This is a genomic window from Klebsiella sp. PL-2018 (assembly GCF_019048985.1).
Taxonomy (GTDB): Bacteria; Pseudomonadota; Gammaproteobacteria; order Enterobacterales; family Enterobacteriaceae; genus Klebsiella; species Klebsiella michiganensis.
In genome coordinates this window covers 3,393,845-3,412,486 of sequence record NZ_CP077673.1, presented here as the reverse complement: position 1 = coordinate 3,412,486, position 18,642 = coordinate 3,393,845, and the positions used below count along the sequence as shown (strand labels likewise).

Below are 18,642 nucleotides of genomic sequence, written 5' to 3'. Positions count from 1 at the left end.
TGCTGGTTATTTATCCAGTATAGCAGCCGAAGGAAGAGGCGAAAAGGATAAAAAATCGCCCCGAACCGGGTCGGGGCGGAGGGGGGAGAGGCGAATTACTTTTTCCAGAAGTCGTCGAAGACCGTAATCGGCGGTCGGCGTTTATGCTCGGTTTTCAAATACCAGCCTTCAATCGTTTTCGCAATTTTCTCATCCAGCGCTTTGCCTTCCAGATAATCATCGATATTTTCGTAGGTCACGCCCAGCGCCACTTCGTCCGGCAGGGAGGGGCGGTCGTCCTCAAGATCGGCGGTCGGCAGTTTTTTATACAGATGCTCCGGGCAGCCTAGCTGGGCCAGCAGCTGTTTGCCCTGGCGTTTGTTAAGGCGAAAAATAGGGTTAATATCCGTACCGCCATCACCGTATTTGGTGAAGAATCCGGTAATGGCTTCCGCCGCATGGTCGGTACCCACCACGACGCCGTGGGTCATTCCGGCGATGCTGTACTGCGCCTTCATGCGTTCGCGGGCTTTTTCGTTACCGCGAACAAAGTCGCTAAGTTCAATCCCGGCCTCGCGCAGCGCCTGTTCGCTGGCCAGCACGGCGCCTTTGATATTGACCGTTAATACGCGATCCGGCTGAATAAAAGCGATAGCGTCCTGGCAGTCCTGCTCATCCGCCTGCACGCCGTAGGGCAGGCGCACGGCAATAAACTGCAGGCTGCTGTCACCGGTTTCGGCACGCAGTTCGTTGATGGCTAACTGACACAATTTACCGGTTAGCGTTGAGTCCTGGCCGCCGCTGATGCCGAGGACCAGTGATTTAATAAAAGGGTATCTCTGAAGATAGGCCTTCAAAAAGTCTACGCTGCGGCGTATCTCGGCTTCGACATCGATCTGGGGTTTTGCGCCCAGCGCCTGAATAATCTCTTGTTGTAGCGTCATTGCGCCCTCCGGGAAGTGAATCTGTTTGCCAATCAGCAGTGGTTTAACCTACCTCTTTGCCGGTAAAACGACAAGGATCACAATTTTGAGTGAAGCAAAAGCAGGCAACCTCAACAAGAGGGGATTTATTATTGGAAAGCTCTTAATTTCGCTTCATTTCCACCTTCGGCTTGAAAAATAACGATATTTATTCCAGGCTTATTAACACGCCAAAAATAAGAGGATGGTATATGAACAAGCATTTTGCAGGATTTCTGGGCGCAGCAGCAGTATTGACCCTGCTGGCAGGGTGTACGGCCTACGACCGTACGAAAGATCAGTTTACTCAACCCGTGGTAAAAGACGTTAAGAAAGGCATGACCCGCGCGCAGGTTGCGCAAATTGCCGGTAAACCTTCATCAGAAGTCACCATGATCCACGCGCGCGGTACCTGCCAGACATATATCCTGGGTCAACGCGATGGTAAAATTGAAACCTACTTCGTTGCGCTGGATGAAACCGGCCGCGTAATGAATTCTGGTTATCAGACCTGCGCCGAGTACGATACCGACCCACGCAACAGTAAGTAACGCCCCGCCATAGTGCTGATTCCTACGAAAGCCCGACCAGTGGTCGGGTTTTTTTATGAGTTCTGATGCTTATTTAATTGCGCGAATTATTTGAGGGAAATGTGAAGGCAGTCAAAACGCGAGGTCAATGAGAGACAATTCTGTTCAAGGAGGAATTATCCTGCTGTCGATCGATGCCGTATACTCAATGCATAAACAATACTAATTCAAAGAAACATCTCTTACCGCCTCTCAGGCATCAATGATGCAGAGAGGACCGGGTCACACAAATTGAGGAAGCGTTCATGGAAAAGAAACATATCTACCTGTTCTGTTCTGCTGGGATGTCGACATCACTGCTGGTATCGAAAATGCGTGCCCAGGCCGAGAAGTATGAAGTGCCGGTGATTATTGAAGCATTTCCGGAGACCTTAGCCGGTGAAAAAGGACCTGATGCGGATGTCGTATTATTAGGCCCACAAATTTCCTATATGCTGCCGGACATTCAGCGTTTACTGCCAAATAAACCCGTAGAAGTCATTGATTCTGTTCTGTACGGTAAGATCGATGGTTTAGGTGTTCTGAAAGCGGCCGTTGCGGTCATTAAGAAAGCTGCTGCACAATAATTTTATTTTAAAACTCGACATATTTCGGATAGCAGCGGTTAGAATTTCGTGAGGGTGTGTTTTAGCTGCTCGCTGTCCGAAATACCCAGAGTTTATTTTCCCGTCAAAGAGTAATTTCATCTATCATTGCCGCAATGATTATATTGCGGCCTTAAAGGGTATTTATTATGAGTAAAGTGATTGACTCGCTTGAAAAGGTACTCCTGCCTTTTGCCGTCAAAATAGGAAGGCAGCCCCACGTCAATGCAATTAAAAACGGCTTTATTAAGTTAATGCCATTGACGCTAGCCGGGGCGATGTTTGTTTTAATTAACAACGTATTTTTGAGCTTTGGCGACGGCTCATTCTTTTATTCAATGGGCATCCGTCTGGATGCGTCTACAATAGAAACGCTTAACGGTTTTAAAGCTATCGGCGGTAACGTTTATAACGGTACGCTTGGCATTATGTCGCTCATGGCGCCTTTCTTTATTGGCTCTGCTTTAGCTGAGGAGCGGAGAGTAGACCCGATGGCCGCCGGTTTACTGGCCGTTGCGGCATTTATGACCGTCACGCCTTATAGCGTCGGTGAAGCCTATGCCGTGGGTGCGAACTGGTTAGGCGGCGCCAATATCATTTCTGGTATTGTCATCGGTCTGGTCGTTGCCGAGATGTTCACCTTTATCGTGCATCGCAACTGGGTGATTACGCTGCCATCCAGCGTGCCGGCTTCGGTTTCCCGTTCATTCTCTGCGGTTATCCCGGCCTTTATTATCCTCTCGATTATGGGGATTATCTCCTGGGCGTTGACCCACTGGGGGACTAACTTCCACCAGATCATCATGGACACCATCTCCACGCCGCTGGCTTCAATGGGCGCCGTCGTAGGCTGGGCATACGTCATTTTCACCTCGCTGCTGTGGTTCTTCGGCGTACACGGGTCGCTGGCGCTGTCAGCGCTGGATAGCGGAATCATGACGCCGTGGGCGCTGGAAAACATTGCAACCTACCAGCAGTACGGTTCCGTCGAGGCCGCGCTGGCCGCGGGTAAGAGCTTCCATATGTGGGCCAAGCCGATGCTGGATTCCTACATCTTCCTTGGCGGTACCGGCGCGACTCTGGGCTTAATCATCGCCATCTTTATCGCTTCACGTCGCGAGGATCATCGTCAGGTGGCGAAACTGGCGCTGCCGTCAGGCATCTTCCAGATTAACGAGCCAATTCTGTTCGGTCTGCCGATCATTATGAACCCGGTGATGTTTATCCCCTTCATTCTGATTCAGCCTCTGCTGGCGGCTATCACCATGACGGCTTATACCCTGGGCATCATCCCGCCGATTACCAATATCGCGCCGTGGACCATGCCGACCGGTTTAGGCGCCTTCTTTAACACCAACGGTAGCGTAGCCGCTCTGCTGCTGGCCCTGTTCAACCTTGCCGTGTCCACCCTGGTCTACCTGCCGTTTGTGGTGATTTCCAACAAAGCGCAGGGCGTCATTGAGCAGGAAGAGAGCGAAGAAGATATCGCTAACGCACTGAAATTCTAACATTGAGCGGTACGGGAGGTTTCCCGTACCGTCCTGGAAATAAGGGAGTCATTATGTTTGATCTGGATAACATCGCAGCAGAAGAGACCGCGGTAAACGACCTCGAAGAGGTGGTGATGGGGCTGATTATCAACTCCGGTCAAGCGCGCAGCCTGGCTTATGCCGCGCTGAAGCAGGCTAAGCAGGGAGATTTCGAGGCGGCGAAAACGATGATGGAACAGTCGCGCATGGCGCTGAGCGAAGCGCACCTTGTGCAGACGCAGCTGATTGAGAGCGATGAGGGTGAAGGCAAAATGAAGGTGAGCCTGGTGCTGGTTCATGCGCAGGATCATCTGATGACCTCAATGCTGGCTCGTGAGCTGGTTGCCGAATTGATTGAGCTGCACGAGAAGGTACAATAGGTCATCGACACGATGAGGCAGCCAAAGATGATGATCACTGAAATCAGTACCGCCCGGGAGCAACAACTCTTTAACGGCAAGAACTTTCATGTGGTCATCTATAACAAAACGGAGAGCGTAAGCGGGCTTCACCAGCATGATTACTACGAGTACACCATCGTTTTAACCGGGCGCTATTATCAGGTTATTAATGGCAAGCGGGTGCTGCTGGAGCGCGGGGATTTTGTCTTCATCCCAATGGGGTCGCATCACCAGAGTTTTTATGAATTTGGTGCGACGCGCATTCTTAACGTTGGCATCAGCAAAAGCTTCTTTGAGAAACACTATCTGCCGCTGCTGCCGTTTGGTCTGGTCGCCTCACAGGTCTATGCCGTTAAAAGTACTTTTCTCAGTTATATTGAGTCGGTTATTGCATCACTGAATTTTCGCGAAACTGAATTCGACGAATTTATCGAGCTGGTGTCTTTTTACACCCTGAATCGTTTGCGGCATTATCGTGAAGAACCTACGGAAGACGTTATTCCGCAATGGTTAAAAAATACCGTTGAGGGTATGCACGATAAGCTTAAATTTGGCGAGGGGGCGCTGGAAAATATGGTCGAGCTTTCCGGGAAAACTCAGGAATACTTAACCCGGGCGACCCAGCGTTATTACGCCAAAACGCCGATGCAGATGATTAACGATATTCGCATCAACTTCGCCAAAAAACAGCTGGAGATAACTAACTACTCGGTGACCGATATCGCCTATGAGTCGGGGTACAGTAGCCCAAGTCTGTTTATTAAAACATTCAAGAAGCTGACTTCCTTTACCCCCAGCAGCTATCGGAAACACCTCACCAGTATTAATTAACCGGGCGCGGAATAGTCCGCGCGGTCTAAATATTCAAATTAACTGTCCGTATTTAAACGGAGAGCGGGTGCCGCATACGCGCTATCCGCAAGGGAGAAAAAGATGAGCCAGAAATTGAAGGTAGTGACTATCGGCGGCGGCAGCAGCTATACCCCGGAATTACTGGAAGGATTCCTGAAGCGTTATCATGAACTGCCGATTAGCGAACTGTGGCTGGTGGACGTCGCGGAAGGGCAGGAAAAGCTCGATATTATCCACGCGCTGTGCCAGCGCATGGTGGAAAAAGCCGGCGTCCCGATGAAAGTCTACAAGACCCTCGATCGCCGCGCGGCGCTGGAAGGCGCAGATTTCGTCACCACCCAGCTGCGCGTCGGCCAGCTTAAGGCGCGCGAAAAGGACGAGCGTATTCCGCTGAGCCACGGCTATTTAGGCCAGGAAACCAACGGCGCGGGCGGACTGTTTAAAGGTCTGCGCACCATTCCGGTCATTTTTGACATTGTGAAAGATGTGCAGGAAGTCTGTCCGAACGCCTGGGTGATTAACTTTACCAACCCGGCGGGCATGGTGACCGAGGCGGTTTATCGTCATACCGGCTTTAAGCGCTTTATCGGCGTGTGCAATATTCCTATCGGCATGAAGATGTTTATCACCGATGTGCTGAAGCTGAGCCCGAGCGATGAGCTCAATATCGATCTGTTTGGTCTGAACCATCTGGTGTTCGTGCGGGATGTGCTGGTCAACGGCGTTTCGCGCTTTGACGAGCTGCTTGACGGCGTGGCGTCGGGTCGATTGAGCGCAAACTCGGTGAAAAATATCTTTGATTTGCCGTTTAGCGAAGGGCTGCTCCGTTCGCTGCGCCTGATCCCTTGTTCCTATCTGCTCTACTACTTTAAGCCAAAAGAGATGCTGGCGATTGAAATGGGCGAGTACTACAAAGGCGGCGCCCGCGCGCAGGTGGTGCAGAAGGTTGAGAAACAGCTGTTTGAGCTGTACAAAGATCCGGATCTGAACGTTAAACCAAAAGAGCTGGAACAGCGCGGCGGGGCGTATTACTCCGACGCGGCCTGTGAAGTGATTAACGCCATTTACAATGATAAGCAGGCCGAACATTACGTGAACGTGCCGCACCATGGCCACGTGGATAACATCCCGGCCGACTGGGCGGTCGAGATGACCTGTACGCTGGGTCGCGACGGTGCGAAACCGACGCCGCGCATCACGCATTTCGACGAAAAAGTGCTGGGACTGATTTACACCATTAAAGGCTTTGAAGTCGCGGCCAGCGAAGCGGCAATCAGCGGTAAACTGGATGACGTGCTGCTGGCGCTTAACCTGAGCCCGCTGATCCACTCCGATCGTGACGCCGAACAGCTGGCGCGTGAGATGATCCTTGCGCACGAGCAGTGGCTGCCAAACTTTGCGGCGACTATCGAAAAACTGAAACAGTAACGGGAGCGGCTTATGGAACGCGTGTTAATCGTCAATGCCGATGACTTTGGCCTAAGCAAAGGGCAAAACTACGGCATTATCGAAGCCTGCAAGAACGGTCTGGTCACCTCCACGACGGCGCTGGTCAACGGCGCGGCGATCGGCCACGCTGCCCAGCTTAGCCGCTGCGTCCCTGAGCTGGCGGTTGGGATGCACTTTGTCCTGACGCTGGGCGAACCGCTGTCGGCGATGCCGGGCTTAACCCGCGAAGGTCGTCTCGGTAAGTGGATTTGGCAGATGGCGGAAGAGGATAGCCTGCCGCTGGATGAGATCGCGCACGAGCTGGAGTGCCAGTACCGGCGCTTCGTCGAGCTGTTTGGCCATGAGCCGACGCATATCGACAGCCATCACCATGTGCATATGATTGCGCAGATTTACCCCATCGTCGCGGCCTTTGTGCGCGAGAAGGGGATGGCGCTGCGGATCGATCGGCAGCTGGCGACGCTGTCAGGTTTAGCGCAGGATGCGGCGCGCAGCAGCGACGGGTTTACCAGCGAGTTTTACGGGGAAGGGGTTTCGGAAGCGCTGTTTCTGCAAACCCTGGATGCCTCTATCCAGCGTGATGAGCGATCGCTGGAGGTGATGTGCCACCCGGCGTTCGTTGATAACACGATTATGGGTAGCGCCTATTGCTACCCGCGCCTGACCGAACTGGACGTGCTCACCGCCGAGTCGCTGAAGTATGCGATTGCCGAGCGCGGCTACCGGCTCGGCACCTATCGCGATGTGTAAGTAAAGAGAAGTGAGAAGCCCGGCAGAAATGCCGGGCTTTTTTTACGCCGGGATCGCGGAGATTTTGGCGCTTCTCGACCACACCCGATGCGCCGCCATCAGGGTAATCAGCGCATCCACCGACGCATTATCGATGGCGTCCGTCTCAACGATGCCTTCTTCCCCCTGACTGGCAACCTGCAGCGGCGCTTTGCACTGCCGGGCATCGCCTGCCAGTAGAATCGGCTTCAGGTGTTTATAGGCTTCCAGCAGGTAGTAATGGAAATCACCGTTGTTGCTCAGGCTTTGCAGATCGCCGCCGGGAACAATGACCGCGTCCACGGTAAGCGATGGCGACCCGGCAAAGGTCCCGGCCACCGGCAGCTCGGTGCCGTCATCGGCCTGCACTTTCCCCATTCGGGAATAGAGTAATTTGGCATGCACCCCGTGCGCTTTGAGCGCCTTGAGCAGCGTCAGGAGCTCTTTGGCGACCGGACGATCGTTAAGCAGTACCGCTACCACACGGCCTTTTACGTCACCGCTGGGAATGGCGTACAGGCTTAACGTCGGATCCTTTTTCAGACCGTTAACATCCGGCGGCGGCGTGATGCTGCGCTGTTCGTCGGTGAGCTCAATACCCAGATTTTTACCCACCGCCTGAGCCAGCTGCAGGTCGATATGCGCCAGCTGATCGACCACCCGCTCGCGGATCCACTCCCTGACGACCTTGCTCAGCTCGAAGCTGAATCCGTCGATAATATGCTGCTGCTCAATAGGCGTCTGGCTACGCCAGAACAGCAGGGGCTGCGAGTAATATTCGCCAAACGACGGACTGCGCTGGCGAATTTTTTCCCCGTCAACCCGCTCGGCATAGGATTCAAAGCCGCCGCGTTTAGCGGCCGGCGGCGTCTCCCGCGGCCAGTTATCGTTGATGGAGTTAGGTTCATAGTTTGCCGGGTTGGTATCAATATCCATCCGGTGCATGCCGTCGCGCTGGAAATTATGGTACGGGCAGGTGGGTTTATTGATCGGGATTTCATGGAAATTCGGCCCGCCGAGGCGGCTGATCTGCGTATCGGTATAGGAGAAAAGTCGGCCCTGCAGCAGCGGATCGTTGCTGAAGTCTATCCCCGGAACGATATGCCCTGGATGGAAGGCCGCCTGTTCGTTTTCGGCAAAGAAGTTGTCCGGGTTGCGATTGAGGACCATCTTACCGACGCGCTGCACCGGGACCAGCGCTTCCGGAATCAGCTTGGTGGGATCCAGCAGATCGAAATCAAAAGCAAACTCGTCCTCTTCCGGGATCAGCTGTAAGCCCAGCTCGTACTCAGGATAATCGCCGGCTTCAATCGCTTCCCATAAATCACGGCGGTGGAAATCGGGATCGCGACCGGTCAGCTTTTGCGACTCGTCCCATACCAGGGAGGCTTTGCCCGCGACCGGCTTCCAGTGAAAACGTACGAAGGTGGCTTTACCTTCCGCGTTAATCAGGCGGAAGGTGTGGATGCCGAACCCTTCCATCGTGCGGTAGCTGCGGGGCAATCCGCGGTCGGACATCGCCCACATCACGTTATGCAGCGTTTCGGGCTGCAGTGAGACGTAATCCCAGAACGTGTCGTGCGCGCTTTGCCCCTGCGGGACGGCCCAGTGCGGCTCGGGTTTGACCGCGTGGACGAAATCAGGGAACTTGATCGCGTCCTGAATAAAAAAGATCGGCGTGTTGTTGCCGACCAGGTCAAAGATGCCCTCGTCGGTATAAAACTTGGTGGCAAAGCCGCGGATGTCGCGCACCGTATCGGCGGAGCCTGCGCCGCCCTGAACGGTGGAAAACCGGACGAAGACCGGCGTTTTTTTCTGCGGATCGCAGAGGAAAGCCGCTTTGGTGATATCGCTTAAATCGCTGTACGCCTGGAAATAGCCGTGCGCAGCGGAGCCGCGGGCATGGACGATCCTCTCAGGAATGCGCTCGTGGTCAAAATGGGTGATTTTTTCGCGCAGGATAAAATCTTCCAGCAGCGTGGGGCCGCGTTTGCCAGCGCGCAGCGAGTTCTGGTCGTCTGCGATGCGTACGCCCTGATTGGTGGTGAGCGCAAAATCCTCGCCGCCTTTACGCTGTTTTTCAAGGGCATCGAGCTTTTCGCTGTGCGTATCCGGGGCTTTCATACTGCCCGGGGCGGTCGGCTCTTCACCTGGGGCGGTGGGATGCGGCGTGGGCCGCCAGTTCTGATCTTCGGGGGCTAAGGCATCCAGACCTGGTTTTGCTTCCCGGTCGTCGTGAACCGGTGATTGATGGGGTTGCGGGTTATGGTGTTTATCAGACATTGCTCGCTCCTGCTTTCATTGCTGAAAATGGTCGTTGCTAAACCAAAACCCTTCTAATTGTAGAACATCATTTCAAGAATATATTTTTATAAGAGTTTTACTACTAAAGGGCCGCAAGCTGGGGGCGACGAAAGGGGGCTTTTTCGGCTATGATAGGGGTTTCTGTTTCCCGCTGTGTTTAGTGAATCTATTTGTGATGAAACCACTTCGCCAACAAAATCGTCAGGTCATTAGCTACGTGCCGCGAGTCGAGCCTGCGCCGCCGGAACACGCCGTCAAAATGGATGGTTTTCGCGACGTTTGGGTTTTGCGGGGTAAATACGTTGCTTTTGTGCTAATAGACGAACATTTTCGTCGCTCCCCGCCCTTTAACGTGCCGGAAGCGGCGCAGCGCTGGGCGACGCAAATGAGGCAGGAAGGTGAAATCGACGCCTGAATGTGCCGGGCACAATAAAAAAACCGCTGAAAATCAGCGGCTTTTTGTTTTTAATAACCTGAAGTGCGGGCCCGCTTAGCGGTGCGCGAGCTCCGCGTCCTCTTCGCTATCGAGAATAGCTTTATCGGTTTGACGCAGCCACTGGCTGGTCAGGGTACCGGCGGTCATGGAACCGCTTACGTTCAGCGCGGTACGGCCCATATCAATCAGCGGCTCAACCGAGATCAGCAGCGCCACCAGCGTGACCGGCAGGCCCATCGCCGGCAGGACGATCAGGGCGGCAAAGGTCGCGCCGCCGCCCACGCCTGCGACCCCGGCGGAACTGACGGTCACGATGCCCACCAGCGTCGCAATCCACAGCGGATCGAGCGGGTTAATACCGACGGTAGGGGCGACCATCACGGCGAGCATCGCCGGATAGAGGCCCGCGCAGCCGTTCTGCCCGATCGTGGCGCCGAACGATGCGGAGAAGCTGGCGATAGACTCCGGCACGCCCAGGCGACGCGTTTGCGCTTCCACGTTCAGCGGAATAGACGCCGCGCTGGAGCGGCTGGTAAAGGCGAAGGTCAATACCGGCCAGACTTTACGGAAGTACTTCAGAGGACTCACGCCGTTGACCGCCAGCAGCAGACCGTGCACCACGAACATGATGCCCAGACCAATATAGGAGGCGATAACGAAGCTGCCGAGCTTGATGATGTCCTGCAGGTTAGAGCCCGCGACCACCTTGGTCATCAGCGCCAGCACGCCGTACGGCGTTAACTGCATCACCAGGCGCACCAGCTTCATTACCCAGCTCTGCAGCGTGTCGATGGCGGTGAGTACGCGCTGGCCTTTGGCGACGTCATCTTTCAGCAGCTTCAGCGCCGCGACGCCGAGGAACGCGGCGAAGATAACCACGCTGATAATCGACGTTGGGTTCGCGCCGGTCAGATCGGCAAACGGGTTTTTCGGTACGAAAGAGAGGATCAGCTGCGGGACGCTCAGGTCCGCGACTTTACCGGCGTAATTGCTCTGAATGGCGTTGAGGCGGGCGGTCTCCGCGCTGCCCTGAACCAGCCCTTCGGCGGTCAGGCCAAACATATTAGTGACCAGCACCCCGACCAGCGCCGCAATCAGCGTGGTGAACAGCAGGGTTCCAATACTGAGGAAGCTGATTTTACCCAGCTGCGAGGCATTATGCAGACGGGCGACCGCGCTCAGAATGGAGGCGAAAACCAGCGGCATGACGATCATTTGCAGCAGTTGAACATAGCCGTTACCGACGATATTGAACCACTGGATAGAATCCTTCAGCACCGGGCTGTCGGAACCATAGATAAGCTGTAGCGCCAGGCCGAAGACAACGCCGATCGCCAGACCGACCAGCACTTTTTTAGCGAGGCTCCACTGTTTATGGCGGGTTTGGGCCAGCGCCAACAGTAAAACCGCGAACACGACTACGTTCGCTATTAATGGAAAGTTCATCCCCGTTCTCCTGATATCTTTTATTACCGGGCTGGTCAATAACCAGCTCTTATGACGGCAAGGGTAGCAGAAGGCGTTATTCGTTACTTATATTCAAATGGAATTGATTATAACCAATTGAATAATTCGCTGGTTTATCGTCCAGCCTGGTGGCTAATTAAGCGATTAAAGGTGGTTTGCAAAGAATTAATCATGTCCGATGACCAGCGAATGGCGCTGTTTTCGGCAACGTTTTGCGGCATCCATACGGCATAGATAAACAGCGCCATACACAGCGCGCGCTCCAGCTGGTTACCCTTGCGCGGTGCGAGGAGGGGCAGGCGAAAACGCCAGCGGCAGGGCCAGAGCAGCGGAACGCCTGCCGGGGTGAGCATGTCGGCGAGAATATGGCTAAGGTAGCCAAGAACCAGGCCCTGAACCGCATCTGCCGGCACTATCCAGCTTTCCGGTACTTTCAATGAGAAAATCGCGACCGCGCCAAAGACTACCAGCAGGCTATGGGTGAAGCCGCGATGGCCAAAGGCGCGCGCTATCGGTTTTGATATCCAGCTTAATCGCTGACCGAGAAACGACTTAGGGTGATCGATATCCGGCAGCAGACAGGTCAGGATGGCGGAAGGAACGATGTGCCACCAGTCGCCCTGAGCCAGCACGGGAGTCAATTCCGCGTTTTTCGCAAATACCGCACAGGCGATAGAGAAAAGGAGGTGGCCTTCCGCCGTCATGATAAACACCCTAAACTGTCAATTCATACAGTATAGGGTTTTTATACAGTGTGCGGAAGAGGTGACGGTGTAACTCTTTGTCACAAAAACATCAGCGTGCCAGCCAGCCGCCATCTACCGCCAGCGTAAAGCCGCTAATGTAATCCGCCGCCCGGGAGGCGAGAAAAACGACCGGCCCCTGCAGGTCATCCGGCACGCCCCAGCGCCCGGCCGGAATACGATCGAGAATCGCTTTGCTGCGCTCGGCGTCTTCACGCAGCTGCTGAGTATTGTTGGTAGCCATGTATCCCGGGGCAATGGCGTTAACGTTGATGCGATGCCCCGCCCATTCGTTGGCCATCAGGCGGGTAATGCCCAGTACGCCGCTTTTTGACGCGGTGTAGGAGGGTACCCGAATCCCCCCCTGAAAGGAGAGCATTGAGGCAATGTTAACGATTTTCCCGCCGTCACCCTGCTGAATAAACTGCCTGGCGACCGCCTGTGAAAGAAAGAACACCGACTTCAGATTCAGGTTAATCACCTCGTCCCAGTCTTTTTCGCTAAAGGAGAGCGCATCGGCGCGGCGGATGGTTCCCGCATTGTTGACCAGAATATCTACCCGGCCCATGGCGGCCACGGCCCGATCGACAATGGTTTCAATCTCATCCTGCCGGCTCAGATCGGCCTGAATAGCGGTAAAGCGTCGGCCCAGCGCCTGAACCTTCTCTGCGGTTTCATGGGGGATCCGGCGATTCACGCCGACGATATCGCACCCGGCCTGCGCAAGGCCCAGCGTCATTCCCTGGCCCAGCCCGGTATCACAACCCGTCACGATAGCGACCTTGCCCGTAAGGTCAAAGGCGTTCAGTACCATATGCACCTCTGTATGCTGATTTCACGCGTTAAATAACGCCGTTGAGACAAGCATAGAGGGCGGGAGAAGAAAAAACAAATAAAAATGAAACACTGTTTTAATTTTGTGATGATGAGACGGTGCCGCTATCTCATCATCAGCGGCAGGATTAACCGAGCAGGTCGCTCAGGGTGAGGGATTCAAGGGTGGCAAGCTTCACGTCCGCCAGCACGAAGCGCGGATCGCGGCTGTTTTCCGCTTCCGGTACGACGATAGATCGCATTCGGGCCGCTTTGCTGGCAATCATGCCGTTAACCGAGTCTTCCAGCGCCACGCAGTGCATCGGGCTGACGCCGAGTCTGGCGGCGCAGTCCAGATAGACCTGCGGGTGCGGTTTGCTGAACGGCAGCCCTTCGGCGGAAGCGAGGGCGTCAAATTGATCGCGCAGTTCAAACATGGTGAGGACTTTTTCCAGCATCCGCAGCGGCGAAGCCGACGCCAGGCCGATTTTCAACCCCTGGGCTTTGCACATCGCCACCGCTTCCCGCGCACCGGGGAGGAGCGGACGCGCTTCTTCCACCAGCTGGATGGCGCGGTTGATGATCCGCGCGGTGACTTCGGCACGATCCGGGCCTTTCCACGGCTGCTGGGCAAACCACAGATCGACGACTAAATCGATGCGCAGCCCCAGGATATCGGGCATTTCATGGCGGCGGCTGATATCCACCCCGAGGCTTGCCATCACCTCCAGCTCCGCTTTATCCCACAGCGGCTCAGAATCAATCAGTAAACCATCCATATCAAAAATCGCGGCGTGAATCTGGCGCCTGGCTGACATAAGTCCCTCTCCTGTAGCGTAAGTAGATAACGAATCGGCACTCATGGTATATCATACCGCGCATTATTGGGCGAAATTCGCCGACGAAGGTAGACTTAGGGTAGACAGGCGTCTTAACAAGGGGAACCCATGACGTATCAACAAGCTGGACGCGTTGCAGTACTTAAACGTATTTTGGGGTGGGTGGTATTTATCCCGGCGGTTATCTCGACGCTGATCTCCGTGCTGAAGTTTATGTACGAGCACAGTGAGAAAAAACCGGGCATTGACGCGGTGATGATGGACTTTGCTCATGTGATGATTGAGATGATGCGTTTCAATACGCCGTTCCTGAATTTCTTCTGGTACAACTCGCCGCTGCCGGACTTTAAGCACGGTATGAATATCGGCTTCTGGGTTATCTATATTCTGGTGTTCGTCGGCATGGCGCTACAGGCCTCCGGAGCGCGGATGGGGCGCCAGGCGAAGTTTCTGCGCGAGGGCGTTGAGGATCAGCTGATTCTGGAGCAGGCGAAAGGGGCCGAAGGGCTGACGCGCGAACAAATCTCTGAACGCGTTGTGGTGCCGCGCCATACCATCCTGGTGCAGTATTTTCCGCTATACGTCCTGCCGGTAATTATTATTGTGCTGGGCTACTTCTTCTTCTCTTTACTCGGCTTTCTGTAAAATACCGGCCCGGAAGCGCCGGGCCGGCAGAATCACTGGGTGGGAAGGGCGCGCGGTTTACCCTCATTATCTACCGCAACGTAGATAAACAGCGCTTCGGTTGCTTTGTAGCGCTGGCCGATGGGTTCAGACGACACCTTCTTGACCCACACTTCCATATTGATGGTTATCGACGTATTGCCGCGCTTCACGCAGCTGGCGTAGCAGCACACCACGTCGCCGACCGCGACCGGGCGTAAAAAAGTCATGCCGTCGACGCGCACGGTCACGACGCGACCGTGGGCAATCTCTTTGGCCATAATCGCCCCGCCAATATCCATCTGCGACATCAGCCAGCCGCCGAAAATATCGCCGTTAGCGTTGGTGTCCGCCGGCATCGCCAGGGTGCGTAATACCAATTCGCCCTTCGGCGTAAGATCTGTTGTTGTCATTCTATACTCTGTACTAGTCAAAGATGATCAGGCGGATGCTACTATGAAAATGACGCTGAGAGAATAGGGAATACGCCCGCGATAGCGGGCGTGAGGGGTTAGAAGGAGATCGTGACGCCAGCGTAATAGGCGCGACCCGGTTCGTTATAGGTCGAAGCCCCTTCGTTTTCACGATAAATTTGCTTATCGAACAGGTTACTGATCCCGGCGTTCAGGCGCAGGTCTTTCATTAGCTGATAGTTGCCGCCGATACCAACCACGGAATAGGAGCCCACTTCATTGGTGGCCAGTACGCCGTTTTCAGTACGAATTTCCGCATATTCCCGCGGTTTCTGCCGACCGTACAAAGTCCAGTTGACGTTCGCCGAAAACTTGCTGGTCACCTGCCAGTCGAGCAGGGTATTGATGGTGTATTTCGGAATAACGGACAGCGGGTTTCCGGTATCTTTGTTTTCCGATTTGATCATATAAGTGGCGTTGGTGCGCCAGCTGAGCGTATCGGCAATGACCGGAACCAGCAGCGTGCCTTCAAGGCCTTCGACGACCGCTTTCCCGCCGTTCTCCCACTGCAGGATATTCGCTCCGGTCGCGGTATTACCCAGAATCTCGGTGCCGGAGACGATCTTGTTTTTGTAGTCGTTGCGGAACCAGGTGACGCCGGCGTTGTAACCGTTCAGGTTAAACTCAAGGCCGATCTCCTTGTTGATGCTGATTTCCGGATCGAGGTCCGGGTTACCCAACAGATAGCAGTTGCCATCGGCAATACTTATCGGGCAGCCGTTACCCCGCGTAGAAAGCAGATAGCCTTCGCTCGACTGATACAGGTTCGGCGCTTTAAATACCCGGGCGATGCCCGCTTTGACCTTAAACATATCCCCCAGATCCTGCGCCAGGTTCAGGCTCGGGCTCCAGTTGCTGCCGAAGTCGTTATGATAGTCGAAGCGTAGACCCGGGATAATATTGGTGCCCGGCATCGCTTCAATATTGTCTTCCAGATAGATACCGGTCAGGGTGGCGCTGTTTTTAGGGCTGCGTTGTGAAGGATCGCCAGAAATCCCGGGGAGAGCATCCGTGGTGGTGGTGGCCTGCATGGATGCCGGATCGTTTAGCTCATCGCGATTCCATTCCATGCCCAAAGTCAGGGTCTGTTCAGCGAGCCAGTTGAAGGGGATATTAACCTCAGCGGTTGAGCGCCACGACTCCAGGCGGCTGGTGTCATAGACATCGCTATTGATCATCCCTTCAACGCGGCCGGTGGTGCCCTCCTGCAGGCGGGTATTGTTGGTTTTTTCGTAGTAGACGCCCGCCTTCGACTGGCCCCAGTCCCAGATCCCGTTGTAGGTCAGGCCCCAGGTCTGCCGATATAGCCGGTTGGTTTCCTGACCGTACAGCGTATCCACCAGGCCATTTGGGCTCATGTTGCTGTTGCTGTACTGCGTATCGCCGGCATAAATATTGCCCTGGCGGCTATAGGCGTAGCTAAAATCCAGGATCTGCTGCGGCGTAACTTTCCACGACAGCAGGGCGTTAATATCTTTGTTGCGTACCCCTTCGCGGCCCGCCGCGTAAGAGCCATTTTGCGCGCGGTTAATATCCCAGGCATCGGGCTCCGTTTTGTTGATGTTGCCGTACAAACGCATGGTCAGGGCATCTCCCGCCAGCGGTCCGTTGAGGCTGAAGTTAGCCCGGTTGGTGGCGCCTTCTTTATTATTTTCCGGCTGATTGGTATACAGCGAAAGCGAGCCGTGCCAGTCGTTGGTGGGGCGTTTGGTGATGATATTGACAACGCCGCCCGCGGCGCCTGAGCCGTAGCGCGCTGCGGCAGGGCCGCGCAGAACTTCAATGCGTTCCACCATTTCCGGCGGTACCCAGTTGCTGTCGCCGCGGGTATCGCGCTCGCCGCGCCAGCTATAGCGCACTGAATTGCGGGAGGTGACGGGCACGCCGTCGATAAGAATCAGCGTGTTTTCCGGTCCCATTCCGCGAATGTCGATCTGACGGTTGTTGCCGCGGCTGCCGCTGGCGCTGTTGCCGGTCAGGTTGACGCCGGGCATTTTACGGATGATTTCTGAGAGATCGTTAACCGGGGGATCTTTAGCAATATCTTCCGCAGTGATGATCGAGACGCCCGGCTGCTGCTTCAGCGCCTCTTCGGCGGTGCCATGAACCACCATGGTCTCCGTATCCTGTTCCACCTCTTCGGCGAAGACCCCTGGGCTGAGTAAGCCTGCAATGGCCAGGGCCAGGGGCGTTGCTATGTGATTTTTCTGCGTTCTCATTATAAATATCCATATCAAATCATGAAAAAATTGAGATCGAGAATATCAATGATAATCATTATCGTTTCAATAAAGAGACGCTAATCTCCATTAAATCCTCACAATTGCCGCAACTTTCCGGCATGTGGTAGATATCATGAAGAAACCGGCGAGCCTGAACCCTCCGGTTTCCGGGCACGTTCGTCAGGAGGTGGGGGTTTCGTTGTCGGTTTTTTGACGGCGTGTTTGCGATTGGTACCACGCCGGGAGCTCAGCCAGTCTGATGCCGGTCGGGACATAGCTTTGTTTCAGGCAGGCTATGCGCTGGGAACGATAAATACCGGTATAGCCCGAGACCAGCCATGCCACCACGCAGGCCAGCGCCGCGTAAACACCGATTTCCGCGCCAAATAGCTCAATCGCCATCAGCGTCGAGGCGATGGGGGTATTCGCCGCGCCGGCAAAGACGGCGACAAAACCTATCCCGGCCAGAAAACCTGGCGGCATATGCAGCAGCGGCGCCAGCGCATTGCCCAGCGTCGCGCCGACGTAAAACAGCGGGGTGACTTCGCCACCTTTAAATCCGCTTCCTAAAGAGACAACGGTGAAGATCAGTTTGCCGAAGCAGTCCCACGGCGCCAGCGGATGCTGGAAAGCGTCTACTATCACCGGTATGCCCAGGCCAATATAGCGCTCTCCGTGCAGCAGCCAGACGGCGCCGGCAATCGCCAGTCCGCCAATAAACGGCCGCAGCGGCGCGTAGTGAATCCGTTTTTTCATGAAGGCGCCGACCGCATGCGCGCTGTCGGCGAAAATGCGCGCCGCGAGGCCAAAGCAGCAGCCGGCGATAATGACGGCCAGCAGCGTCCAGAGCGTCAGCGTGGGAAAGCCGGTAATAAAGTAGTGCGTATGCTGCACGCCCCACATGATGCCGACCCGATCGGCGATAATCGCGGCAAACAGGCAGGGAAGAATGGCGCTGTAGTCCATCCGTCCGATAGCCAGGACCTCGAGCCCGAATAGCGCTCCGGCGAGCGGGGTACCGAAAACCGAAGAGAAACCGGCGCTGATCCCGGCCATCAGTATCATTCGCCGGGCATCGTCGTTAAGGCGGAAAAGGGCCGTAAAACGGTCGGCAATCGAGGCACCCATCTGCACCGCCGTGCCTTCACGCCCGACGGAGGCGCCAAACAGATGAGAAACAACGGTGCCGAAAAAAACCAGCGGCGCCATGCGCAAGGGAATGATGCGCTGAGGGTCGTGAATCTCTTCCAGAATCAGGTTATTGCCGGCCTCCACGCGGGTGCCGTAGCGCAGGTAGATCCAGCTGACGGCAAAACCTGCCAACGGCAGGAGCCCGATAAGCCAGAGGTGAGCTTCACGCGTTGCCGTGGCCCACTGCAGTGAGAAAAGAAAAAACGCCGATGCCGTACCCGCCAGCACCGCGATGATAAAGGCGAGGAGCAGCCATTTTCCGAGGAAGAAAAGCAGAGAGAGTGATGAAAAGCGGTTTGCACGCATCGTCAGTTCCTTAGAAGATTAACCTTCCCGGACGCGGTGCCTGCAATTCAGATATGCCTGCCCATTCCCGG

General features: G+C 55.1%; 18 protein-coding genes. 9 read left to right on the top strand and 9 right to left on the bottom strand.

Annotated elements, in window-relative coordinates:
- Window positions 1-95: 95 nt before the first annotated feature.
- Entirely contained in the window at window positions 96-923 is an 828-nt protein-coding gene (nadE, locus tag MKleb_RS15870; protein ID WP_004850083.1) for an ammonia-dependent NAD(+) synthetase, read from the bottom strand.
- Between the two features lie 230 nt (window positions 924-1,153).
- Between nadE and osmE the strand changes: the two genes are divergently transcribed.
- From osmE to chbG, 7 genes are all read left to right on the top strand, one after another.
- The gene (gene osmE / locus MKleb_RS15865; protein WP_004850085.1) at window positions 1,154-1,492 is read left to right on the top strand and encodes an osmotically-inducible lipoprotein OsmE; all 339 of its coding nucleotides are present in this window, start codon (window positions 1,154-1,156) and stop codon (window positions 1,490-1,492) included.
- A 284-nt stretch (window positions 1,493-1,776) separates the two neighbouring features.
- Window positions 1,777-2,097, top strand: a complete 321-nt coding sequence (locus MKleb_RS15860; protein WP_217075990.1) for a PTS sugar transporter subunit IIB — start codon at window positions 1,777-1,779, stop codon at window positions 2,095-2,097.
- A 167-nt stretch (window positions 2,098-2,264) separates the two neighbouring features.
- Window positions 2,265-3,623, top strand: coding sequence for a PTS N,N'-diacetylchitobiose transporter subunit IIC (chbC, locus tag MKleb_RS15855; RefSeq protein WP_004850089.1), 1,359 nt, complete (start codon window positions 2,265-2,267; stop codon window positions 3,621-3,623).
- A 53-nt stretch (window positions 3,624-3,676) separates the two neighbouring features.
- Window positions 3,677-4,024: a PTS N,N'-diacetylchitobiose transporter subunit IIA gene (gene chbA, locus MKleb_RS15850; RefSeq protein ID WP_004850090.1), complete on the top strand. Its 348-nt coding sequence runs from the start codon at window positions 3,677-3,679 to the stop codon at window positions 4,022-4,024.
- Window positions 4,025-4,051: 27 nt separating this feature from the next.
- Window positions 4,052-4,876, top strand: coding sequence for a transcriptional regulator ChbR (gene chbR, locus MKleb_RS15845; RefSeq protein ID WP_163586078.1), 825 nt, complete (start codon window positions 4,052-4,054; stop codon window positions 4,874-4,876).
- A gap of 102 nt (window positions 4,877-4,978) precedes the next feature.
- The gene (locus MKleb_RS15840; RefSeq protein WP_009653470.1) at window positions 4,979-6,325 is read left to right on the top strand and encodes a 6-phospho-beta-glucosidase; all 1,347 of its coding nucleotides are present in this window, start codon (window positions 4,979-4,981) and stop codon (window positions 6,323-6,325) included.
- Window positions 6,326-6,337: 12 nt separating this feature from the next.
- The gene (gene chbG, locus MKleb_RS15835) at window positions 6,338-7,096 is read left to right on the top strand and encodes a chitin disaccharide deacetylase (protein WP_163586077.1); all 759 of its coding nucleotides are present in this window, start codon (window positions 6,338-6,340) and stop codon (window positions 7,094-7,096) included.
- 42 nt (window positions 7,097-7,138) lie between these two features.
- Here the strand turns inward: chbG and katE are convergent, their stop codons facing one another.
- Window positions 7,139-9,397 (bottom strand): catalase HPII, encoded by a 2,259-nt coding sequence (gene katE / locus MKleb_RS15830; RefSeq protein ID WP_025106972.1) that lies wholly within the window; start codon window positions 9,395-9,397, stop codon window positions 7,139-7,141.
- A 181-nt stretch (window positions 9,398-9,578) separates the two neighbouring features.
- Between katE and cedA the strand changes: the two genes are divergently transcribed.
- Window positions 9,579-9,833 (top strand): cell division activator CedA, encoded by a 255-nt coding sequence (gene cedA, locus MKleb_RS15825; RefSeq protein WP_071532283.1) that lies wholly within the window; start codon window positions 9,579-9,581, stop codon window positions 9,831-9,833.
- A 75-nt stretch (window positions 9,834-9,908) separates the two neighbouring features.
- On the opposite strand, the gene MKleb_RS15820 is transcribed toward cedA, so the two are convergent.
- The 4 genes from MKleb_RS15820 to hxpB all read right to left on the bottom strand — a co-directional run bounded on the left by MKleb_RS15820 (window position 9,909) and on the right by hxpB (window position 13,695).
- Entirely contained in the window at window positions 9,909-11,300 is a 1,392-nt protein-coding gene (locus MKleb_RS15820; RefSeq protein ID WP_014228987.1) for an L-cystine transporter, read from the bottom strand.
- A gap of 134 nt (window positions 11,301-11,434) precedes the next feature.
- A complete protein-coding gene (locus MKleb_RS15815; RefSeq protein WP_004850102.1) occupies window positions 11,435-12,025 on the bottom strand; it encodes a metal-dependent hydrolase in 591 nt (196 codons plus the stop codon).
- 91 nt (window positions 12,026-12,116) lie between these two features.
- Complete coding sequence (gene kduD / locus MKleb_RS15810) at window positions 12,117-12,878, bottom strand: 2-dehydro-3-deoxy-D-gluconate 5-dehydrogenase KduD (RefSeq protein ID WP_014228989.1); 762 nt, start codon at window positions 12,876-12,878, stop codon at window positions 12,117-12,119.
- Window positions 12,879-13,026: 148 nt separating this feature from the next.
- The gene (gene hxpB / locus MKleb_RS15805; RefSeq protein ID WP_025106974.1) at window positions 13,027-13,695 is read right to left on the bottom strand and encodes a hexitol phosphatase HxpB; all 669 of its coding nucleotides are present in this window, start codon (window positions 13,693-13,695) and stop codon (window positions 13,027-13,029) included.
- 129 nt (window positions 13,696-13,824) lie between these two features.
- On the opposite strand from hxpB, the gene MKleb_RS15800 reads away from it, so the two are divergent.
- Window positions 13,825-14,361, top strand: a complete 537-nt coding sequence (locus MKleb_RS15800) for a YniB family protein (RefSeq protein WP_009653426.1) — start codon at window positions 13,825-13,827, stop codon at window positions 14,359-14,361.
- Window positions 14,362-14,393: 32 nt separating this feature from the next.
- Here the strand turns inward: MKleb_RS15800 and yciA are convergent, their stop codons facing one another.
- The 3 genes from yciA to MKleb_RS15785 all read right to left on the bottom strand — a co-directional run bounded on the left by yciA (window position 14,394) and on the right by MKleb_RS15785 (window position 18,571).
- Window positions 14,394-14,792 (bottom strand): acyl-CoA thioester hydrolase YciA, encoded by a 399-nt coding sequence (gene yciA / locus MKleb_RS15795; protein ID WP_025106975.1) that lies wholly within the window; start codon window positions 14,790-14,792, stop codon window positions 14,394-14,396.
- A 98-nt stretch (window positions 14,793-14,890) separates the two neighbouring features.
- Entirely contained in the window at window positions 14,891-17,071 is a 2,181-nt protein-coding gene (locus MKleb_RS15790; RefSeq protein ID WP_029946915.1) for a TonB-dependent siderophore receptor, read from the bottom strand.
- Window positions 17,072-17,254: 183 nt separating this feature from the next.
- Window positions 17,255-18,571: a voltage-gated chloride channel family protein gene (locus MKleb_RS15785; protein ID WP_025106976.1), complete on the bottom strand. Its 1,317-nt coding sequence runs from the start codon at window positions 18,569-18,571 to the stop codon at window positions 17,255-17,257.
- Window positions 18,572-18,642 lie beyond the last annotated feature (71 nt).